The sequence below is a fragment of the Rhodovastum atsumiense genome (assembly GCF_937425535.1).
Classification (GTDB): domain Bacteria; phylum Pseudomonadota; class Alphaproteobacteria; order Acetobacterales; family Acetobacteraceae; genus Rhodovastum; species Rhodovastum atsumiense.
This window is the reverse complement of sequence record NZ_OW485601.1, coordinates 6035027-6050171: the sequence shown is the minus strand read 5'-3', so window position 1 is coordinate 6050171 and position 15145 is coordinate 6035027. Positions and strand designations below refer to the sequence as shown.

At 68.8% G+C, this 15145-nt stretch carries 12 protein-coding genes; 7 read left to right on the top strand and 5 right to left on the bottom strand.

The window, feature by feature from the left end; translation table 11 throughout:
- The first annotated feature begins 112 nt into the window (after positions 1 to 112).
- The 6 genes from NBY65_RS27245 (at position 113) to NBY65_RS27220 (ending at position 7875) form a co-directional block, all read left to right on the top strand.
- A complete protein-coding gene (locus NBY65_RS27245) occupies positions 113 to 1816 on the top strand; it encodes a long-chain-fatty-acid--CoA ligase (RefSeq protein WP_150044442.1) in 1704 nt (567 codons plus the stop codon).
- Positions 1803 to 2246: a MerR family transcriptional regulator gene (locus NBY65_RS27240; protein WP_150044440.1), complete on the top strand. Its 444-nt coding sequence runs from the start codon at positions 1803 to 1805 to the stop codon at positions 2244 to 2246. The genes NBY65_RS27245 and NBY65_RS27240 overlap by 14 nt, the downstream gene beginning before the upstream one ends.
- 42 nt (positions 2247 to 2288) lie before the next feature.
- Entirely contained in the window at positions 2289 to 3416 is a 1128-nt protein-coding gene (locus NBY65_RS27235) for a thiolase family protein (RefSeq protein WP_150044438.1), read from the top strand.
- Positions 3413 to 5716 carry a 3-hydroxyacyl-CoA dehydrogenase/enoyl-CoA hydratase family protein gene (locus NBY65_RS27230; RefSeq protein ID WP_275266335.1) on the top strand — a complete coding sequence of 768 codons (2304 nt, stop codon included), beginning with the start codon at positions 3413 to 3415 and terminating at the stop codon, positions 5714 to 5716. The genes NBY65_RS27235 and NBY65_RS27230 overlap by 4 nt, the downstream gene beginning before the upstream one ends.
- A 20-nt stretch (positions 5717 to 5736) precedes the next feature.
- The gene (locus tag NBY65_RS27225; RefSeq protein WP_150044434.1) at positions 5737 to 7515 is read left to right on the top strand and encodes an acyl-CoA dehydrogenase C-terminal domain-containing protein; all 1779 of its coding nucleotides are present in this window, start codon (positions 5737 to 5739) and stop codon (positions 7513 to 7515) included.
- A gap of 96 nt (positions 7516 to 7611) precedes the next feature.
- Positions 7612 to 7875, top strand: coding sequence for a hypothetical protein (locus NBY65_RS27220; RefSeq protein WP_239003088.1), 264 nt, complete (start codon positions 7612 to 7614; stop codon positions 7873 to 7875).
- 30 nt (positions 7876 to 7905) lie between these two features.
- Here NBY65_RS27220 and NBY65_RS27215 read toward each other — a convergent pair whose 3' ends face one another.
- Positions 7906 to 8622 carry a phosphatase PAP2 family protein gene (locus NBY65_RS27215; protein ID WP_162530827.1) on the bottom strand — a complete coding sequence of 239 codons (717 nt, stop codon included), beginning with the start codon at positions 8620 to 8622 and terminating at the stop codon, positions 7906 to 7908.
- 261 nt (positions 8623 to 8883) lie between these two features.
- The gene (locus NBY65_RS27210) at positions 8884 to 10644 is read right to left on the bottom strand and encodes an ABC transporter ATP-binding protein (protein ID WP_150044430.1); all 1761 of its coding nucleotides are present in this window, start codon (positions 10642 to 10644) and stop codon (positions 8884 to 8886) included.
- Positions 10645 to 10875: 231 nt separating this feature from the next.
- On the opposite strand from NBY65_RS27210, the gene NBY65_RS27205 reads away from it, so the two are divergent.
- Positions 10876 to 11931 carry a glycosyltransferase family 4 protein gene (locus NBY65_RS27205; RefSeq protein WP_150044428.1) on the top strand — a complete coding sequence of 352 codons (1056 nt, stop codon included), beginning with the start codon at positions 10876 to 10878 and terminating at the stop codon, positions 11929 to 11931.
- Positions 11932 to 12016: 85 nt separating this feature from the next.
- Here the strand turns inward: NBY65_RS27205 and NBY65_RS27200 are convergent, their stop codons facing one another.
- Genes NBY65_RS27200 through NBY65_RS27190 form a run of 3 tightly spaced genes read right to left on the bottom strand, consistent with a single transcriptional unit; the run spans position 12017 to position 14984 of the window.
- Complete coding sequence (locus NBY65_RS27200; RefSeq protein WP_150044426.1) at positions 12017 to 13426, bottom strand: NAD(P)(+) transhydrogenase (Re/Si-specific) subunit beta; 1410 nt, start codon at positions 13424 to 13426, stop codon at positions 12017 to 12019.
- Positions 13427 to 13436: 10 nt separating this feature from the next.
- Complete coding sequence (locus tag NBY65_RS27195; protein WP_150044424.1) at positions 13437 to 13823, bottom strand: NAD(P) transhydrogenase subunit alpha; 387 nt, start codon at positions 13821 to 13823, stop codon at positions 13437 to 13439.
- 21 nt (positions 13824 to 13844) lie between these two features.
- Positions 13845 to 14984, bottom strand: coding sequence for a Re/Si-specific NAD(P)(+) transhydrogenase subunit alpha (locus NBY65_RS27190; protein ID WP_150044422.1), 1140 nt, complete (start codon positions 14982 to 14984; stop codon positions 13845 to 13847).
- Positions 14985 to 15145 lie beyond the last annotated feature (161 nt).

Sequence of the window (15145 nt, the reverse complement as noted above, 5' to 3'; positions counted from 1 at the left end):
CCGGCCGGGCCGCAACCGGTCCGGCCGGACACCAGCGTTCCAAGAATACCAAGAATAAGCGTTCCAGAAACCAACGTGTCGTCAACTCACGTGGCCGGGGAGGAGTGCAGGAATGGTGACGCGACAGGATGTGCAGGATCCCGGGGCGCGGCCTTGGCTGCGCGCCTATCCAGCAGGCATCGACTGGGCGTTCGACGAGGCCCCGGCCACGCTGACCGCACTGATCGACGAGGCGGTGCGTCGCTTCGGCCCGCGTCCGGCGCTCGATTTCCTCGGCCGGCGCTGGAACTATGCCGAACTCGGCAGCCTGATCGACCGGGCCGCCGCGGGCTTCGCCCGGCTCGGCGCGGGGCCGGGCACGCGCATCGGGCTCTGCCTGCCCAACACGCCGTTCTTCGTGATCGCCTTCTTCGCCGCCCTGAAGACGGGCGCCACGGTGGTCAACTACAACCCGCTCTACACCGAGGAGGAACTGGCCGCGCAGGCGGCGGATTCCGGCACCTCGATCATGGTGACGATCGACGTGCAGCCGATCTTCGGCCGGGTGGTGGCGCTGCTCGGCCATGGCACGGTGAAGCGCATCGTGGCCTGCCGCTTCCACCGGGCCCTGCGGCCGATGAAGGCGGCCGTCTTCCGCGTGGCCAAGCGCCGCGTGCTGGCCACGGTGCCGCGCAACGACGACCGTGTGGTCGGCTTCGACGCGCTGGTCGCGGAGGCGCCGATCGCGGCCCCCCCGGCGGTGGCGCCGGCGGATCTGGCGGTGCTGCAGTACACCGGCGGCACCACCGGCCTGCCCAAGGGGGTGATGCTCACCCATGCCAATCTCGCCGCCAATGTCGGCCAGATGCTGCGCTGGTTCCCGCAGTTCAGGCCGGGCGAGGAGCGGGTGCTCGCGGTGCTGCCGCTGTTCCATGTCTTTGCCATGACCATGGTGATGAACGCCGGGCTCGCCCGGGGGGCGGAACTGGTGCTGCTGCCGCGCTTCGCGCCGGCGCAGTTGCTGGCGGTGCTGCGACGGCGCCGCCCGACCATCTTTCCCGGCGTGCCGACGCTGTTCAAGGCCCTCCTCGACCACGGGGCCGGACGGCGGGATCTCTCGGACGTTCGGCTGTGCCTTTCCGGCGGGGCGCCGCTGCCGCTGGAGATCAAGCACCGGTTCGAGCAGGCGAGCGGGTGTACGCTGGTGGAGGGGTATGGCCTGACCGAGGCAAGCCCGGTCTGCTTCTGCAACCCGGTGACGGAGGGGAATCGCGCCGGCACCATCGGCCTGCCCATTCCGGGGGTGGAGGCGGAGATCCGGGCGCTGGACGATCCCACCCGGCGGGTCCCGGTCGGCGAGCGCGGCGAACTGGTGGTGCGCGGCCTCAACGTCATGCAGGGCTACTGGCAGCGCCCCGCCGACACCGGGACCGTCCTGTTGCCAGACGGCTGGCTGCGCACCGGCGATGTCGGGATCATGGACGCGGACGGTTACGTGACGCTGGTCGATCGCATCAAGGACCTGATCATCGCCTCGGGCTACAAGGTCTATCCGCGCACGGTGGAGGAGGCGATCTACCAGCATCCCGACATCGCCGCCGCGACGGTGCTGGGCATGCCCGATTCCTATCGCGGCGAGAGCGTGGCCGCCTTCGTCCAGCTGCGCCCCGGGGCGACGCTGACCGAGGCGGGGCTGCGGGATTTCCTCAGGACCAAGCTCTCGCCGATCGAGATGCCGCGGCTGATCGAGATCCGGGCCGAGCTGCCCCGGACCGCCGTCGGCAAGCTGTCGCGCAAGGAGTTGCGGGAGGAGTTGCTGCGTCGTGGATCACAATGAACCGGTCAGGGTCGAAGGGCCGAAGGGGCGGGACCCGCGCCCCCTCTACTCCGTCAACCAACTGGCCGAAGAGCTGGGAGTCACGCCGCGTGCCATTCGCTTCTACGAGGCCAAGGGACTGATCACGCCACAACGGGTGGGCCAGGCGCGGGTGTTCGACCGGCGCGACCGGGCCCGGCTGCTGCTGGTGCTGCGCGGCAAGCGGCTGGGATTCTCGCTGGGTGAGATCAAGGACTATCTCGATCTCTACGATGCCGACCGCACCCAGGCCGGGCAGTTGCGGCTGCTGCTGGCGGGAACAGAGGCCCGCATCGCCGCGCTGGAAGCGCAGCGGCGCGACCTGGACCAGGCGCTGGCGGAGCTGCGCGACATCCAGGCCCAGGCCCGGGCCGCGCTCGCCGCGCGCGGGCGTCCGGCCGGCCGGAGCTGAACGTCAGACACAAGCGGACCATCTGAGAAGGAGAATGCGGGGATGCCCGACGTCGTGATCGCGGCCTATCGCAGGTCGCCTTTCCACTTCGCCAGCAAGGGGGACCTCGCGCGCGTGCGTCCGGACGACCTGGCCGCGATCGTGGTCCGGGCCCTGGTGGCGCAATCCGGGATCGATCCCGCCACGATCGAGGACGTCATCGTCGGCTGCGCCTTCCCCGAGGGCGAGCAGGGGCTGAACGTGGCCCGGCTGATCTCCTTCATCGCCGGGCTGCCGCAGGAGACGGCGGGGGTGACGGTGAACCGCTTCTGCGGATCCTCGATGCAGGCGGTGCACCAGGCGGCCGGGGCGATCGCGCTCGGCGCCGGCGAGGCCTTCATCTGCGCCGGCATCGAAAGCATGAGCCGCGTGCCGCTGGGCGGCTACAACATCCTGCCCAACCCCGCCCTCGCGCGCGATTATCCGCAGGCCTACATCTCGATGGGCGAGACCGCCGAGAACGTGGCGCAACGCCATCAGGTCTCGCGCGCGGCGCAGGAGGACTTCGCCGTGGCCAGCCATCGCAAGGCGGCGGCGGCGCAGGCGGAGGGACGGCTCGAAGCCGAGATCGTGCCGGTCGGAGGCGTGAGCCGGGATGGCTGCATCCGGCCCGAGACCACGGCGGAGAAGCTGGCGGAGCTGAAGCCGGCCTTCCGTGCCGATGGCAGCGTGACCGCGGGCACGTCGAGCCCGCTGACCGATGGCGCCGCCGCGGTACTGGTCTGCTCCGCCGAGTTTGCGCGCCGCCACGGGCTGGAGGTGCTGGCGCGGCTGAAATCCATCGCGGTGGCCGGCTGCGCGCCGGAGGTGATGGGCATGGGACCGGTCGGTGCGGCGCAGAAAGCCCTGACGCGGGCGGGGATTTCCGCGCGCGACCTCGACGTCGTCGAGATCAACGAGGCCTTCGCCAGCCAGGCGATCGCCTGCATGCGTGAACTCGGCCTCGACGAGGCGAAGACCAACATCGATGGCGGCGCCATTGCGCTCGGCCATCCGCTGGGGGCGACGGGGGCGCGCATCCTTGGCAAGGCGGCAGCGCTGCTGCGGCGCGAGGGCGGACGCTACGCGTTGGCGACGCAATGCATCGGCGGCGGGCAGGGGATCGCGACGGTGCTGGAGGCGGTGGCGTGATCGGCAAGGTCGGGGTCATCGGCGCCGGCCTGATGGGGACCGGCATCGCCGCGCAGGTCGCCAATGCCGGCCTGCCGGTGGTGCTGCTGGACATCGTGCCGGGCGCGGCCGCGCGCGCTGTCGCCGCCGCGCTGAAGGCCGAGCCGGCGGCCTTCATGCATCCACGCAACGCGAAGCGGGTAGAGGCCGGAGACCTGGACGCCGATTTCGGCAAACTCGCTGATTGCGACTGGATCATCGAGGCGATCATCGAGCGCCCCGGCGCCAAGCGGGAGCTGTACCAACGGCTGGAGGCGGTACGCAAGGACGGCTCGATCGTTTCCTCCAACACCTCCACCATCCGGCTGGCAGACCTCGCCGCGGACATGCCCCCGCGCTTCGCCGCCGATTTCCTGATCACCCATTTCTTCAACCCGCCGCGCTACATGCGGCTGCTTGAAATCGTCGCCGGGCCGGCGACACGGCCGCAGGCGGTGGCGGCGATCCGCGATTTCGCCGACCGGCGCCTGGGCAAGACGGTGATCGACTGCGCCGACACGCCGGGCTTCATTGCCAACCGCATCGGCGCGCTGTGGATCTCCGCCGCCACGCGCCATGCCATCGACCTCGGCCTGAGCGTCGAGGAAGCCGATGCCGTCGCCGGGAAGCCCTTCGGCGTGCCCAAGACCGGCATCTTCGGCCTGCTCGATCTGGTGGGCATCGACATCGTGCCGCATGTCGGCGACAGCCTGCTGGCCAGCCTGCCGCCGGATGATCCGTATCGCGCGGTCCATCGCGCGGAGCCGCTGATCGCGCGGATGATCGCCGAGGGCCGCACCGGGCGGAAAGGCAAGGGTGGCTTCTACACGCTGCATCGTAACGGTGCCGATCGCGTCAAACTGGCAATCGACCTCGCCAGCGGGGAGTACCGCCCGGCCGGCAAGCCGCGTCTCGATTCGTTGCAGGTGGGGGCGAAGGACCTGCGCCGCCTGGCCGAGCATCCGGACCGCGGCGGACGCTATGCCCGCGCCGTGCTGCTGGACACGCTGTCCTATGCCGCCTCGCTGGTGCCGGACGTGGCGGCCACGGTCGATGCCGTCGATACCGCGATGCGGCTTGGCTACAACTGGCGCTGGGGTCCCTTCGAGCTGATCGACCGGGTCGGCGCCACGTGGCTTGCCGAGGCGCTGCGCGCGGACGGGCGGCCCGTGCCGAAGCTGCTGGAAAGGGTGGGCGAGGGCACGTTCTATCGCGTGCAGGATGGCAGCCTGCAGACCTTCACCCCCGATGGCGAGTACCACGACGTGGTCCGCCCGGAAGGCGTACTGCTGCTGCAGGACATCAAGCGCCGCTCGCGGCCTCTGGCAAAGAATGGCTCGGCCAGCCTGTGGGACATCGGCGATGGCGTGGCCTGCCTGGAATTCCACAGCAAGGGCAATTCGCTCGATCCCGACACCATGGCGATGCTGGGCAAGGCCGTGGCGATGGGCGGCAAGGGTGCCTTCCGCGCCCTGGTGATCCATAACGAGGGCCAGCATTTCTCGGTCGGCGCCAATCTGGGGCTGGCTTTGTTCGCTGCCAACATCGCCGCCTGGGGCGAGATCGAATCGCTGGTGGAGGCGGGCCAGAAAGCCTATCGCGCGCTGCGGGCCGCGCCCTTCCCGGTGGTGGGGGCGCCCTCCGGCATGGCGCTCGGCGGCGGCTGCGAGATCCTGCTGCATTGCGACGCCGTGCAAGCCCATGCCGAGAGCTATATCGGGCTCGTCGAGGTCGGCGTCGGCGTCATCCCCGGCTGGGGCGGCTGCGCCGGCATGCTGGCCCGCCTCGCCACCGCGCCGGCATTGCCGAAGGGGCCGATACCGCCGGTCGCGCGGGCCTTCGAGATGATCGCCACCGCCCGCGTCGCCAAATCCGCCGCCGAGGCGCAGGAGATGCTGGTGCTGCGCCCGACCGACGGCATCACCTTCAACCGCGATCGCCTGCTCGCCGATGCCAAGGCGCGGGCGCTGGCCCTGGTGGAAGGCTACCAGCCCCCCGCGCCGGTGACGCTGCGCCTGCCGGGGCCGAGCGGGCGGGCGGCGCTCGATCTGGCCGTCCATGGCTTCGCCCTGCAGGGCAAGGCCACGCCGCATGACGTGGTGGTCAGCCGCTTCCTGGCCGAGACCCTGACCGGCGGGCCGAAGGCCGATCCGCTCGACGAGATCCCGCTCGAACGGATCTACGACCTCGAGCGCCGCGCCTTCATGACCCTGCTGAAGCAGCCTGCCACGCTGGCCCGCATCGAGCACATGCTCGAGACCGGCAAGCCCCTGCGCAACTGAGCGGAGGATCGGAGACAGCCATGCCCAGCTATCAGCCGCCACTGCGCGACATGCGCTTCGCCTTGTACGAGCTGTGTGACTTCGCCGCCCTGCGCGCCCTGCCGGGCGGCGAGGAGCTCGCGCCCGACCTGATCGATCCGGTGCTGGAGGCCGCGGGCACGTTCTGCGCTGAGGTGCTGTTGCCGCTGAACCGCAGCGGCGACGAGGAAGGCTGTCGCTTCGAGAACGGCATCGTGCGCACGCCGAAGGGCTTCCCCGGAGCCTACCGGGCCTTCCGCGAGGGCGGCTGGACCTCACTCGGCTGCGATCCGGCCTATGGCGGGCAGGGCCTGCCGAAGACCATCGGCGTGTTGGTCGAGGAGATGATCTGTTCCACCAATCTTTCCTTCGGCATGTATCCCGGCCTCGCCCACGGCGCCTATTCGGCGCTGCTGCGGCACGGGTCGCAGGAGCTGAAGGACCGCTATCTGCCGAAGCTGGTGTCGGGCGAATGGGCCGGCACGATGTGCCTGACCGAGCCGCAATGCGGCACTGATCTCGGGCTGATCCGCACCCGCGCCGAGCCGGACGGGGAGGGCGCGTACCGGATCACCGGCACCAAGATCTTCATCTCCGGCGGCGAGCAGGACCTCACCGAGAACATCCTGCACCTGGTGCTGGCGAAGTTGCCGGACGCGCCCTCCGGCACGCGCGGCATCTCGCTGTTCCTGGTGCCGAAATTCCTGCCGGCCCCGGATGGCCGGCCGGGGCCGCGCAACGGCGTCTCCTGCGGTGCCATCGAGCACAAGATGGGCATCAAGGCGTCCTCGACCTGCGTGATGAACTTCGACGGTGCCAGCGGCTGGCTGGTGGGCGAACCGCATCGCGGCCTTGCCGCCATGTTCACCATGATGAACGAGGCGCGGCTCGGCGTCGGCATCCAGGGGCTGGGGCTCGCCGAGATCAGCTACCAGAATGCCGTCGCCTATGCGCGCGAGCGCCTGCAGGGCCGGGCGCTGGATGGCGTGCGCGATCCGGCGCGTCCGGCCGATCCGATCCTGGTGCATCCGGATGTGCGCCGCATGCTGCTGACCATGCGGGCGATGACCGAGGGCTGCCGCGTGCTCGGGGTGTGGACGGCGCTGCAGGCCGACATCGCCGAGCGCCATCCCGATCCGCAGGAACGTCAGGCGGCCGAGGATTTCGTCGCGCTGATGACGCCGGTGGTGAAGGCGCTGTTCACCGATGTCGGCTGGGAGATGACCGCCCTGGGCATGCAGGTGCTCGGCGGCCATGGCTATATCCGCGAATGGGGCATGGAGCAGTACGTCCGCGACGCCCGCATCACCCAGATCTACGAAGGCACCAACGGCATCCAGGCGCTGGATCTGGTCGGGCGCAAGCTGCCCGCGCATGCCGGGCGCTATCTGCGTCGCTTCTTCCATCCGTTGCTGGCCTGGATCGAGGCGCACCAGGACGACGAAGCGCTCGGGGAATTCGTGCTGCCGCTGTCCAAGGCGTTCGGACGGCTGCAGCAGGCCACGGCGGAAGTGGCGCGGCGCGGCCTGGCCGATCCCACCGAGGCGGGGGCGGCGGCCAGCGAGTATCTGCGCCTGTTCGGGCTGACCGCGCTCGGCTGGATCTGGGCGCGCGCCGCGGCGGCGGCGCTGCCGCAGGCCGAAACCGACGCCTTCCACCGGGCCAAGCTGGCGACCGCGCGATTCTACATGCAGAAGCTGCTACCGCAGACCAGCGCCCTGACCGCGTCCATCATGGCAGGCGGGGCCACGCTGCGGCAGTTCGAGGACGCGGCCTTCTGATTCGGCGCCGCGGCTTCGTCCCTGGCAGGTTGCCCTCCATGAAGACGCCGCAATCGCGGCGTCTTCTGGTCGGTGCGATCGCAAGGAGAAGCCGGCATGGTCACCATGCGCAGGAATCACGTTCGCAGCCGGAGCCTGGCGGTGGCCGCCATGGCCGCACTCCTGGCTCTTGGCGGCTGCGTGGCCTATCCCGCCTATCCCGCCCCCGTCTATGGGCCTGGTTACGCCTATGCCCCGGGTTATGTCTATGCTCCCCCGCCCGTGGTGTCCGGCGGCGTCGTGGTCGGTGGCGGCGGCTATGGCTATGGTTGGCGCCGTCCCTATGGCTGGGGATATCGCGGCTGGGGGCCGCGCTGGTGACGCCAGCCGGTTCCGACGGCCCGGCCCGCGTCAGTGTGGGGCCAGAAGATTGAAAGCCAGCCCTGCGGCATTGCGGGACTGGCTGAACAGATGCGCGAACTCGCACGTGATCCAGAACGCGCCGGCATAGAATGATCCGGGATGCCTGGTCCGCCACAGGTCCAGACGCGCGCGTGTCTGTTCCAGCGGCAGCGACAGCACGGCCAGCATGCAGCCGATCCCGAACACCGCCCCGGCCATCACGTCGCTTGGATAATGCTGGCCCAGATACAGCCGCGGGAACTCGATCATCCCCGCGCACCACGCCAGCGCCAGCAGGCCGACCCGCCGGTTCACCCAGCACAGCCCGACCGCCAGGGAAAAGAACAGGATCGCGTGGCTGCTCGGAAAGGAGCCCCAAGGCCCCAGTTCCATGGCGTCACGCAGGTGCGCGATCTGCCCGGCCTCAAGCCCCGGCGGATGCCGGTGTACCGCCAGGACTGATTGCAGTGCCCGTGACAGCAGCACGACCACGAGCGAAGTGAGCAGCACCAGCGACAGGGTCTGCCGGCGCTCTTCCTGCCGGGCAGGCGGTTCTTGCGGGCTGGTGTGCCACCACGCGAACCAGAACAGCATGACCAGGAAGATGCCCTGGGCGAAATCGCACTGGGCCAGGGCCAGCATCGCCGCGTGGAACTGCTGGTTCTCGCCCACGCAGGCTGCGAGCAGCCCCAGGATGGCAAGATCGAAGCGGTCCAGCAGCGCCATGACTTTCCCCGGCGGCACGCGTGAGACGAAGCGGCGGATACATACGCTACCGTTCCGTTCCTGTCCTGGTTCGAATGCGTATAATTCTTTCACATACCCGTCAGAATTGAGACGCAGCCTGCAGACTGGCCACATGCCCCAGGGCGCTCGCGGAATCAACAGGCCCGTGATGGGCCGGATCACCGGCCATCACGGGCCTCGCGGAGTCGATTGCTGGAAGCTGGGCTTTCCCCGACGATCGGGGAAAGCGGACGCGCCTGCCTATGCCGCGGCTTCGATCACGCGGAAGCCTTGCCGGCGCAGCAGCTCGCGATAGGGGCCGTGGCGGTTCTCGAGCTCGGCCGGGGAACCGTCCTGCACGATGCGGCCGTTCTGCATGACCACGATGCGGTCGAAGTCGCGCAGGGTGGACAGGCGGTGCGCCACCGCGATCACCGTCCGCCCCTGCATCAGCCGGTCGAGCGCCCGTTGCACCGCCGCCTCGCTCTCCGTGTCGAGCGCGCTGGTCGCCTCGTCCAGCACCAGGATTGGCGCGTTGCGCAGGAAGGCCCGGGCGATCGCCAGGCGCTGGCGCTGCCCGCCCGAGAGCTTCACGCCGCGGTCGCCCACCAGGGTCAGCCAGCCCTGTGGCAGCGCCTCGATGAACTCGCGGCAGCCCGCGGCCTCGGCGGCGGCGCGCACTTCCTCGTCATGCGCGTCGGGACGGCCGTAGCGGATGTTCTCCATCACCGAGCGATGGAACAGCATGACATCCTGTGGCACCACCGAGATCGCCGCGGTCAGGCTTTCCTGCGTCAGGTCGGCGATGTCGACGCCATCGACCAGGATGCGCCCGGCCTGCGGCACGCGCAGCCGCTGCAGCAGTGCCAGCACGGTGGACTTGCCCGAGCCGGAGCGGCCGACGATGCCCACCCGGCTCCCCGGGGCGATGCCAAGCGTGAAATCGCGCAGCACGGCGCTGGCCTCGGGGTAGGAGAAGATGACGTTGTGGAAGGCGACCTCGCCGCGCGGCGCCGGCAGCGCCTGCGCATCCTCACGGTCCTGCAGCTCGTGCGGCAGCAGCAGGGTGGCCAGCGCTTCGCTGACCCGGGCGACGTGCTGCACCATGTCCACCAGCGCCACCGCAAGGTCGCGGGACCCGTGCAGGATGGTGAAGCCGAGCGTGCACACCAGCACCACGTCGCCGGCCGAGGCCAGGCCCTGCTGCCACAGCATCACCGCCCAGGCGAGCAGGCCGGCGGTGAGCACCGCGGTGGAGGCGGCGTGGAACAGCCGCAGCTTTTCCAGGTAGCGCAGGCTGCGGCCACGGCTCTGGATCTCGCGGTCGATCTTGCTGGCGAAGCGCTCGCGCTCGCGCAGCGTGGCGCCGAAGGCGCGCACCAGCGGCATGTTGTTGATGACGTCGACCAGCTCGCCATCCACCGCGGCGGCCTGGGTGGCGTAGTCCTGGTGCAGCGCGTCGCCGCGGGCGGCGATGCGCATGATCACCGCGGCGAGGCAGGCCGAGACCGCGATCAGCACCAGCGCCATCACCGGATCGACGGTGCCGAGCAGCACGATCGACAGCAGCACCGCCAGCGACGGCGGCAGCACGTTCCAGAAGAACATGCTTTCCACGAGGTAGATCGCGTTCGAGGTCGCGGTGATGCGGCCGGCCAGCATGCCGGGCAGGCGGTCGGCGAAATAGGACGGCGCGTGGCCGGTCAGGTGGCGGAACAGGTCACGGCGGATGTCGCCCGTGACCGCCACCAGCACATGGGTCGCGACCCAGCCGCCAACGCGCCAGGAGAGGTTGTCGGCGGCCACCAGCGCCGCGAGGATGGCAAAGGCCATCCACACATCTCCGTGATTCGACAGCGAGTCGACCAGGTTCTTCACGCCGTATTGCGCGCCGACCGAGAAGGCCACGGCGGCGATGACCGAAACCAGCAGCACCGCATGGCCAGGTAACCGCTGCCGGGCATAGCCGAGCATGAAGGCAATCGGATGACCGGTTCTGACAAGGACCGGAGAAGCCTGCATGTACCGAAACTCCTGTGCCTGCGCCGGCGCATAAAGGACCGGCTGCCTCGCGGTTCCGTCGCTGGGAGCCGCCCTCGAGCAAGTGGGGTTGCATGCTGCGGACTGTTCTGCCCGACGCACTAAGTAGAACTTTGCAATGGGGCAAATCTGGGGCAATCACTGCCCTAATCATGCCCAACATCTATGAGATTATGTGACTTGTAGTAGAATGTCGTTCAGGGAAAGACCAATATGCGCATCGCTCAGATCTCTCCCCTGTCTGAAGCGGTTCCTCCAAGATTTTATGGCGGCACCGAACGGGTTGTTTCCTATCTTACCGAAGAGCTGGTCGAGATGGGCCATGAGGTGACGTTGTTTGCCAGCGGCGATTCCTGCACCTCGGCAACGCTGGAGGCACTGTGGCCGCGCGCGCTGCGACTGGATCCGGGGGTGCGCGACGTGGTGGCGCTGCACACGCTGCTGCTGGAACATGTCAGCCGTCGCGCTGGCGATTTCGACGTGCTGCATTTCCACCTCGACTACCTGCCGTTCCCGCTGTTCGCCCGTCAGGCCACGCCCTTCGTCACCACCTTGCACGGACGGCTCGACCTGGCAGAACTGCAGACGGTGTACGCCGCCTTCCCGGAGCTGCCGCTGGTGTCGATCTCGGACGCCCAGCGCCGGCCGCTGCGACAGCAGAACTGGGCGGCCACCATCTATCACGGCCTGCCGGAGAACCTGCTCAGGCCGGTGCCCGGCGTGGTGCCGTCCTATCTCGCCTTCCTTGGCCGCATCTCGCCGGAAAAGGGGCCCGACCGCGCCATCCGCATCGCCCGGCGCTGCGGCATCCCGTTGAAGATGGCGGCGAAGGTCGACCGGGTCGACCAGGATTACTTCGATACGGTCATCCGGCCGATGCTGGCCGAAGGTGGCGCCGAAATGATCGGCGAGATCGGCGAATCACAGAAGGCCGAGTTCCTGAGCGGGGCACACGCCCTGCTGACGCCGATCGACTGGCCCGAGCCCTTCGGCATGGTGATGATCGAGGCCATGGCCTGCGGCACGCCGGTGATCGCCTGCAACCGCGGCAGCGTCCCGGAAATCGTGGAGGACGGCGTCAACGGCTTCATCGTCGAGGACGAGACCGGCGCGGTGGCGGCAGTGGAACGGCTGGACCGGATCGACCGGCGCACGGTCCGCCAGCACTTCGAGGCGCGCTTTACCGCGCGGCGCATGGCGCAGGATTACCTTGATGTCTACCGCGACCTGGTGCTGACCGGTCAGCCGAGGCTGCGGGTGGTCGGATAAATAAAAAAGAAAGCCCAGGAGGCTTTGCCTCCTGGACCTCCACCAAGGGCCACAAGGCCCTTGGATCCCATTCGTTAAGCCGAAATCAGTGGCCGAGGGACTTGACGATTTCCTCGGTCATCTTCTTGGCGTCGCCGAACAGCATCATCGTGTTGTCGCGGAAGAACAGCTCGTTGTCGACGCCCGCATAACCCGACGCCATCGAGCGCTTGATGAACAGCACCGTGCCCGCCTTCTCCACGTCAAGGATGGGCATGCCGTAGATCGCCGAGCTGCGGTCCGTCTTCGCCGCCGGGTTGGTCACGTCATTGGCGCCGATCACGTAGGCAACGTCCGCGGTGCTGAACTCGTTGTTGATGTCCTCGAGCTCGAACACCTCGTCGTACGGCACGTTGGCCTCGGCGAGCAGCACGTTCATGTGGCCGGGCATGCGGCCGGCGACCGGATGGATGGCGTACTTGACGTCCACGCCTTCCTTCTTCAGCAGGTCGGCCATCTCACGCACCGCGTGCTGCGCCTGCGCCACCGCCATGCCGTAGCCGGGCACCACGATCACCTTGGCGGCGTTCTTCATGATGAACGCGGCATCGTCGGCGGCACCGGACTTGACGGACCGCTGCTCCTTCGCGCCGCCCGCGGCGGCCGCGCCGCCCTCGGACCCGAACCCGCCCAGCAGCACGTTGATGATGCTGCGGTTCATGCCCTTGCACATGATGTAGGACAGGATCGCACCCGAAGCACCGACCAGCGCGCCGGTGACGATCAGCGCTAGGTTCTGCACGGTGAAGCCGATGCCGCACGCCGCCCAGCCCGAGTAGCTGTTCAGCATCGACACGACCACCGGCATGTCCGCGCCACCGATCGGGATGATCAGCAGGAAGCCGATCGCGACCGAGAGCAGGGCCAGGATCCAGAACACCGTCTGGTTGCCGCCGGTGGCGACGAACAGCACCACCAGCAGGAAGATCACGCCACCGAGGATGGCGTTGAACCGGTGCTGGTTGGGGAAGGTGATCGGCGCCCCGCTCATGATGCCCTGCAGCTTGGCGAAGGCGATCACCGACCCGGAGAAGGTGATGGCACCGATGGCCAGGCCCAGCGACATCTCGACCAGGCTCTGCGTGTGCAGGTGGCCCGGCGTGCCGATGTTGAAGGCTTCCGGCGCGTTCAGCGCGGCGGCGGCAACGAACACCGCGGCCAGGCCGACCAGCGAGTGGAAGGCCGCCACCAGCTGCGGCAGCGCCGTCATCTGGATCTTCCAGGCGACGAACGCGCCGACGCCGCCGCCGATCGCCATGGCCAGCAGGATCAGCGGAACGCCCGCGCCCGAGAACATGCCATGATGCGACAGGGTGACCAGCACGGCGACCGCCATGCCGATCATGCCGAACTGGTTGCCCCGGCGGGAGGTCTCGGGATGGGAAAGACCGCGCAGCGCCAGGATGAACAGCACCGCGGCGATCAGGTACAGGAACGAAGTGAGGGATGCGGACATGATCTGGCCCTCACGCCTTCTTCTTGGACTTGAACATGGACAGCATCCGGTAGGTCACCAGGAAGCCGCCGAAGATGTTCACGCTCGCCAGCGCCACCGCGATCGCGCCGAAGGCCGAGGCAGCCCCGGAAACGGCGAGCCCGGTCGCCAGCATGGCGCCGACGATGATGACCGAGGAAATCGCGTTGGTGACGGCCATCAGCGGCGAATGCAGCGCCGGCGTCACGTTCCACACGACGTAGTAGCCGACGAAGCAGGCCATCAGGAAGATGGCGAAGAGGAACACGAAGGGTTCCACCGCCTCGGCGACCGGCTCGATGCCGCTGGCCTGGGCCGCCTGCGCAACCGCCTGGCCCGCCAGCATCATGGCCTGGTCGGCCAGCTGGATCAGGTTCATCCTTGTCAGTCCTCCGGGGAGTTAGGCTGCCTGCTTGGGCAGGAAATCGGGGTGGACCACGGCGCCGCCGCGGGTGAGCATGACGCCCTTCACGATGTCGTCCTCGGGCGGCAGCTTCGGGGCCTTCTCCGCCTTGTCCCAGAACGTATTCAGGAAGGTCAGCAGGTTGCGCGCATAAAGGCTGCTCGCCGCCACCGGGATGCGGCCCGGCCAGTTGCGCCAGCCCAGGATCTTCACGCCGTTCGGCGTGATTGTCAGCTCGCCCGGCGTGGTCAGCGCGCAGTTGCCGCCGGCCTCGGCGGCGAGATCGACGATCACGCTGCCTGCCTTCATGCCCTTCACCATCTCCTCGGTGACGATGACGGGCGCCTTGCGGCCCATCACCAGCGCCGTGGTGATGACAAGGTCGTTCTTGGCGATGGTGGTGAGCATCAGCTCCGCCTGCTTGCGACGGAACTCGTCCGTCATCTCGCGGGCATAGGCGCCGGTCTGCTGCGCGCTCTCGGCGTCGTCGACACCGATATACGTGGCACCCAGCGAGCGGATCTCTTCCTTCGCGGCGGGGCGGACGTCGGTGGCCGAGACGATCGCGCCCAGGCGGCGTGCCGTGGCGATCGCCTGCAGCCCGGCGACGCCGGCGCCGATGACGAAGACGCGGGCGGGCGGAACGGTGCCGGCCGCGGTCATCATCATGGGGAAGCCGCGATCGAAGGCAGCGGCGCCCTCGATGACGGCGCGGTAGCCCGCGAGGTTGGCCTGGCTGGACAGCACGTCCATCGATTGCGCGCGGGTGATGCGCGGCAACAGCTCCATCGCCGCCGCGTCGATCCCGGCCTCGGCCAGCGACGGCACGAGAGCCCGGTCGGCATGGGCGCCGGCGGTGCAGACCAGGAGCGCGCCACGCGGAATGGCGGCACGCTCGGCGGGGGCGGGGGTGCGCACGGCGAAGACGATGTTCGCCCCGGCGAGGGTTGCCTTGGGGTCGGGCGCGATCTCGGCGCCGGCCGCGCGGTAATCCTCGTCGGAAATGGCCGAGGCCAGGCCGGCGCCGCTTTCGACGACGACGGTCAGGCCGAGGCCTGCGAGTTTCTTCACGGTTTCTGCCGTGGCGGCGACGCGTGTCTCAAAGTCGCCGCGTTCCTTCAGCACCGCAAGGCGCATCGGGTATCCTTTCGTGCTGGCGAGGGAGGCGGGGGGCAGCCGCCTGTTCAGAATCGGCGGCACCATGCCCGCGCGGGCAGGGGCAAGCAAGAGGGACAAGTTTCGGATGCAACCCGGTTGCAGCCGGGAGTTGGCGCGGGAAAACCCGCATGGTCCGGCCC